Here is a 409-nt window from a genome sequence, read left to right on the forward strand (position 1 = left end):
GCGGCCTTGAGAACGGACTGGAGCTACGAAGAACGCTTTAGGAGCAATCAGCCAGCCAAACATCGTCGGCGCTACGCGTCGACGATGTTGGAATCAGTTTTTGCACACTCTGGGCCGGGGGCGGCTACCGCAGCATCCTTGCCGCGGTGCCCCCTGCGCAACGCCTGCGTTTGGCCTCTGGGAAAGGGGCAACAGATCAAGATCAAAAACCGAAGCAACGGCAAGATCAAAAGCTGAAAACCACAATCCCCTGTAGGAGCTGGCTTGCCAGCGAAGCAATTGAATGCGCCACGGTTATCCTGTTAAAACACGTCATCGTTAACGACCTTCGCTGGCAAGCCAGCTCCTACAGGGGAAACGTGTGTGTTTGAAATCAGGCCGGCCTGCAGGCCGCTGTGCTGTTGATTTT

1 protein-coding gene is annotated in these 409 nt (G+C 56.0%); it reads left to right on the forward strand.

Annotated elements, in window-relative coordinates; translation table 11 throughout:
* Nucleotides 1-237 (forward strand): hypothetical protein (locus AEQ67_RS36455; protein ID WP_236710433.1); only part of this gene is annotated, 237 nt, incomplete at its 5' end.
* Between the last annotated feature and the right edge of the window lie 172 nt (nucleotides 238-409).

This window comes from Pseudomonas sp. RIT-PI-q (assembly GCF_001297125.1).
Lineage (GTDB): Bacteria > Pseudomonadota > Gammaproteobacteria > Pseudomonadales > Pseudomonadaceae > Aquipseudomonas.